Source organism: Pseudoalteromonas sp. AOP7-A1-14 (assembly GCF_052376275.1).
Taxonomy (GTDB): domain Bacteria; phylum Pseudomonadota; class Gammaproteobacteria; order Enterobacterales; family Alteromonadaceae; genus Pseudoalteromonas.
On sequence record NZ_JBQSVO010000160.1, the window covers coordinates 1 to 5614 of the forward strand.

The 5614-nt window shown below is 38.5% G+C and carries 7 protein-coding genes; 3 read left to right on the plus strand and 4 right to left on the minus strand.

The window, feature by feature from the left end; all coding sequences use genetic code 11:
* A partial coding sequence (locus ACT3RM_RS16625) for a DNA-3-methyladenine glycosylase I (protein ID WP_444511433.1) occupies positions 1 to 285 on the plus strand: 285 nt, incomplete at its 5' end.
* A 107-nt stretch (positions 286 to 392) separates the two neighbouring features.
* Positions 393 to 1604, plus strand: a complete 1212-nt coding sequence (locus ACT3RM_RS16630) for a hypothetical protein (protein WP_441836399.1) — start codon at positions 393 to 395, stop codon at positions 1602 to 1604.
* Between the two features lie 174 nt (positions 1605 to 1778).
* Here the strand turns inward: ACT3RM_RS16630 and ACT3RM_RS16635 are convergent, their stop codons facing one another.
* The 4 genes from ACT3RM_RS16635 to ACT3RM_RS16650 all read right to left on the minus strand — a co-directional run bounded on the left by ACT3RM_RS16635 (position 1779) and on the right by ACT3RM_RS16650 (position 4989).
* Positions 1779 to 2429, minus strand: coding sequence for a DsbA family oxidoreductase (locus ACT3RM_RS16635; RefSeq protein ID WP_441836400.1), 651 nt, complete (start codon positions 2427 to 2429; stop codon positions 1779 to 1781).
* A gap of 144 nt (positions 2430 to 2573) precedes the next feature.
* Positions 2574 to 3794: a M24 family metallopeptidase gene (locus tag ACT3RM_RS16640; protein ID WP_441836401.1), complete on the minus strand. Its 1221-nt coding sequence runs from the start codon at positions 3792 to 3794 to the stop codon at positions 2574 to 2576.
* Positions 3795 to 3898: 104 nt separating this feature from the next.
* Positions 3899 to 4507: a flavin reductase family protein gene (locus ACT3RM_RS16645; RefSeq protein WP_441836402.1), complete on the minus strand. Its 609-nt coding sequence runs from the start codon at positions 4505 to 4507 to the stop codon at positions 3899 to 3901.
* A 134-nt stretch (positions 4508 to 4641) separates the two neighbouring features.
* Positions 4642 to 4989 (minus strand): thiol-disulfide oxidoreductase DCC family protein, encoded by a 348-nt coding sequence (locus ACT3RM_RS16650; protein WP_441836403.1) that lies wholly within the window; start codon positions 4987 to 4989, stop codon positions 4642 to 4644.
* 216 nt (positions 4990 to 5205) lie between these two features.
* On the opposite strand from ACT3RM_RS16650, the gene ACT3RM_RS16655 reads away from it, so the two are divergent.
* The coding region (locus tag ACT3RM_RS16655) for a phosphoenolpyruvate carboxylase (protein ID WP_444511434.1) at positions 5206 to 5614 on the plus strand (409 nt) is incomplete at its 3' end.

Consider the following 5614-nt stretch of genomic DNA (forward strand, 5'->3'; position numbering starts at 1 on the left):
GCAAAAATATTTTTAGAAATCCAAAAAGAGTACGGTAGTTTTAATGAATATATTTGGTCGTTTGTTGGCTCAAAGATCATTAATAATAAGTGGAAAGACAGCTCTGAAGTTCCATCGAGTTCCTTAGAATCAGAAATGATGAGCAAGGCCTTAAAGAAAAAAGGTTTTAAGTTTGTGGGCCCAACAATTTGTTATGCGTATATGCAAGCAGTAGGAATGGTTAATGATCATGTTGTTTCTTGTTTTAGATATAAGGAAATAATAGCGTTACAAAATCACACCTAATAAGTCATTAAACCAGAACAAAAATACGTTTGCTGTTTTCGTTCCTCAACCATTTTAGCAAATGTATTTTTTCCACTTGAGTAGGCGTTATAAACAATGGAGTTTCGATGATAGAAGTCTTGGGAATAGTTGCATCGTTGTTGGGGATAATCGCTTTTTTTGCGGTAGGCCCCAAAGATTTATTAGCAAACTTAAAAGGCTGGTTTGTTGAACCTATAACCTCAATAAATAAGCACAAAAATAAATTAGATATACGAACATTGTTTGATTTACTGAAAGTGGAAGATATCCGTCAAGAAAATATTTTCACTAAAAAAACGCTTAAAAAAGATAGTTTTGATGCTGATGTTCTCTCATATGAATATAAATTTACTGAAGAACTTCAAAAAATAAAAGATGACGAGATAAAAAGTAAACTAGATTATGCACAAAAAAATGGTATCACGTTAGACAATAATGCATCTTTTGCTCTTAGGCGTATTGATGTTAGTAGGCCTGAAGGAAAGGATGGTAAACGCCATAATGTATACAAACTGATGATGGAGCGAACAGATTATCATAGCTTTGTTTTTCCTAATCTATGCTTAGATAAACTATATTATAATGAAGCAACTCAAGAAAATCACTCGCTGCGAGATAGGCTATCACTTGAGCAAGAGTTGCTTTCAATATCAAATTTAACAGATCTCCCCCAGTGTCAGTTTAAAATTGGTACAGGTACTTTATTAGTAACTAAAGATGGTTTTTTAATCTGCTCTGTAAGATCTAAAAATCAATTGGTAGCTGGAAAACAAGATAAAAACGAAATAACAGTACATTTATCTGCCGCAGAAGGTATGTACCGTTCGGTTAATAATCCATCAAGTGGCGATGTTGATACCAATGGTAAACCATCTCCCTTTATTACTAGTTCGCGCTCGATAATAGATGAACTAAACCTCAGAGAAGAAGATTTTAATGCTGAGGATATAGAGTGCCTTGGTTATTTTATGGACTTAAAAAGAGCGCAGCCATTCTTTCTTTTCTATTTAAAAGTTAATTTGTCTGTAGATGACTTCTTTGCAATCTATTCAAATACAAGCACAGACATTCATGAAAACGAAGCTATTTTTGCTTTGCCGAAAAACTTCGATAACTTGAAAGGCTTGTTTACGGGTAAAAGAATTAGTGATGTAGGTGCTAAATACCCGAAAATATATGATGATTTTTTTAGTGTAAGAAGTTCTTATAAAATAAGAATTGCGTCTAATCATGCAAAAGCAGGGTTTGCCACATATGCATTTAAAGACTTAGGCCCAATAACGCGAGATTTGCTTTAAAGCGTTATGACAAGTCGTTTAACAAGACAAAAGAGTTGGCTTTTATTCGTTCCTTGCCACGACCTCTAGATACACGACTAAGTCAGTAGAATACTCATTGAAGTACTTAAAACAACAAAAAAGCCACGTAACCTCGGGTTACGTGGCTTTGTTATCAGTGCTTTAAAGCTTGGGTTACTTTGCTTCTTCTTGCGTAATTTGTTCAAGTGCTTGAACAAATGCGTCACTTGGTTGGCCGCCGCTAATGGCGTATTTATCGTTGATGATAAATGTCGGTACTGAGGTAATACCGAGTTCTTTAAAGCGATTTTGCTCTTGGCGTACGGTATTTACGTATTGATCTGAGTGCAAAATGTCACGGGCAGCGTCTTTATCAAGGCCTACGCTTGCAACGACATCGAGTAATGCCTCTTCTTGATTTAGGTATTTTAAATCAGTGAAGTGGGCTTCAAAAAAGGCCATTTTCAGCTCAGTTTGTTTATCATGTTCGCGTGCCCATGTTAATAAACGATGTAGATCAAAGCTGTTGATCATAATGCGTTTACCGTCAAAATTAAATGTGAATCCTGCGCGTTTTCCGGCATCGAGCATGTTTTGACGATTCTCATCGCCTTGCTCTTCGCTCAGGTTGTATTTTTGCTGTAGGTGTTCGTTTAAGTCTTGGCCTTCAAGGGGCATGTCTGGGTTTAGTTCAAACGGATGCCAAGTAATATCAGCGTTTACTTTATCTTTAAGCTCTTCTAGGGCGGTTTCAAGGTTTTTATACCCAACCACGCACCAAGGGCACATTACGTCTGAAACAATATCAATTTTGAAGTCTTTCATGAGCTTGCCTGTTTTTAAAGTGTATAAAGATTATATGCAGGCGCGGGCTAATAAATTCAAGGGCAGGAGTTTGTGAGCTTTAGTGCTTACTCATCACTGCACGATATAGTCTGACCGTGCGGTGATGGATTAATTTGAAGCTTATTAACTTTTTAAACCAAATGGGTTGTCAATGCTGTGCGCCGGCTCCGTAAACCATTTAGGTCCGTTATCGGTCATATAGAAGTGATCTTCTAAACGTACGCCAAATTCATCAGGGACAACCAACATGGGCTCGTTACTAAGGCACATTCCTGTGGCAAGCGGGGTTTTATCACCGCCAACTAAATACGGCCATTCGTGAATATCTAAACCAATGCCATGGCCGGTACGATGTGGACAACCTGGGGTTTGATACTCGGGCCCTAAACCTTGCGCGGCTAAATATGAGCGGGCTGCGCCGTCAACGGCTTCACAAGTTTCGCCAATTTTTGCGGCGTTGAAGGCAGCTATTTGTGCGGCTTTTTCATAATCCCAAAACTGGCGTTGGCGCTCGGTTGCTTCGCCGTATACGTAAGTGCGAGTTATGTCTGATAAGTAATCGTGTACTTTACAGCCAGTATCAATTAATACCATATCGCCTTTTTTAAGAATTTGTGCATCTTTTACACCATGTGGGAATGATGTTGCAATACCAAATAATACGATGCAAAAATAGTTCCCTGGTGCGCCTACTTTTTGGTGTGCTTGTTTGATAAAAGCTTCAACCTCGGTTGTGCTAATCCCCTCATGCAGCATGCTAGCGGTGGCTTGATGAACGGCCAAGGTCATATCCATAGCGCGCTGTATCAGTACTAGCTCATTTACTGATTTATGCATACGACAATGGGCAGTTACAGGCTGTGCATTAACAATATTCAAACCCGTTTGCGCTTTATTTATGCCATCAAAAATAAAAAATTGCGCACTTTCGTCAATACCGACAGTGCCGTTTTCAGCAATCCCCATTTCTTTAATAATGTTGACAAATAACTGGTATGGGTTTTCATGTTCAAGCCAGCCGCGAATAGGCCCTTCAATTACTTTAAAGCCATTGAGTGAGCCAATTTCAAAATCAGGGGCTATATATTGCACGTCGCCTTTAGCAGGTAAAATTGCGCCGACCATACGCTCACTTGCGTACCAGCGCATGCCGGTAAAGTAGGTTAAATTAGTGCCTGCGTTTAAGTAAATAGCATCAATATCGTTGGCTTGCATGTAGGCTTGCGCGCGAGCTATACGCGCCAAGTATTCATCTGCTTGAATTGGGCTTAAATCGTCGGTCATATTCGTTAGGCTAGCAAGTGCCTGTTCTTTGGTTTGAATACCAATACCGTTGGTTGTCATTGTGCTCTCCTCGTTATTTTTAGCTATTGTAACGAGCGAAAGACTTGAGTGCAAACCGTTGCGATGAGAGAAAAAACATATATAAAGCTTACGCTAAAAAGTAGTTACTTTTTAGCGTAAGGTAAGCGCTTTATTACCTTGGTTGTATGATAGCTATCAAGGCCGCTTACGGTGACCGTATTTATTGATTCTAAGTCTATAAAGCCATCGCTTTGAATTGCGCTTTGTTCTATATGCAGGTCAATTATTTCACCAATTACAAGTTCGGTGCCATTGATAGCAAGATGCTGATGCTCGACGAGTTTAAGCGCATATTTTAATCGGCTTTGTGCTACAAATGGAGCATTACAGCCTGCTAAGTATTCAGTTGTGAGGCCGGTTGCATCAAACTCGGACTCTTCTTTATCGAAGCGTGCTGAAGTTTGGTGGGCTTGCTCAACGATATCACTATTTACTTGATTTATGGTATATACGCCGGTTTCTTTAATGTTTTCAAAGGTGTGTCGTGGCACGCTGTGCGGGCGGATTATCATGCCAATCAGAGGTGGATGTGCACCTAAATGAAAAACTGAACTAACAATCGCTAAGTTGGTTTTGCCGTTACTGTCTTGAGTGCCAATTAGGTTTGCACTTTTAAAGCCCGATAATGAATTGATTAAATGCGCGCGATAGCGGCCATCTAACTCATTAATTTCGTTTATTGTTAAATGCATGGTGTATTCCTTGTCAATTAGTTTGTCTAGCTTACTAATTAAGATAAAGCGGCTAAGCAATCAGTACGATTAATACCAAATAAAATGATTGTTTTAAACATTATTTTTGCACCGCTGTCAGCTAGATTTAGAGGTTAATTTTTATTATAGGCACTTGGTGACTTACGGTATTTAGCAAACACCCAATAAGCTAAATCGGCAATGAAACGAATGCCCGGTAGCTTAAATATTTTTAACCAAGAGTGCTTACCAACAATTTCCCACGCGGCAAAAGTTACGTCTAAACCGTAAATCATCTCGCCATTGTTGCGCTTGCCGTGTAAAAAAGCCAATGCGTCAGCGCGCTTTATGTAACTAAAGCGAGTTTCAAAATCAGCGGCATTTATATCTTCTAAAGTAATAAGATTGTGTGTATCTGCTTGCTTTAATTGCTGCATTTCTGTGTTACATAATGGGCAATCACCGTCGTAGAATATAATCATCAATTACACTTTTTAGCTTTTTAATTATTTCTTGTTACGAAATAGAATATAGTTTGGATCTGTTAAATCATGTTTATGAATGTTATTAATAGATGCTCAAAATTATAAAGGTAAGTTGCTGGTACGTTTTTTACCGCTATTTAGACTCCACATCTTGAATCGTTCAGCACGTTTTAAAGCCTTTATAGTATAAACATCAACAATGGAGTATTCTCGATGAGTGAACAATATGCCGCCCTTAGGGGTAATGTAAATCTGCTTGGGCAGCTTTTAGGGCAAACAATTAAAGACTCTCAAGGGCAAGAAATTTTAGATAAAGTAGAAGAAATTCGTGCTTTAGCTAAATCTTCTCGAAGCGGCAACAGTGAGGATCGTCAAGCATTAATTAATGTATTACATGCACTAAGTGATGAGGAACTCTTGCCCGTGGCACGTGCCTTTAATCACTTTTTAAACCTAGCCAATGTGGCTGAGCAATTTCATACTGTATCGCGCTTTAATGATGTGGGATTTTGTCAGTTAGCACCTTTAACGCAAACGTTAAAAACCTTAGTTAATAGTGCTAAAAATGGTGAGGTAGATGCAAATCATATTGCAGAAGCTCTGTCTAAATTACACATTAATT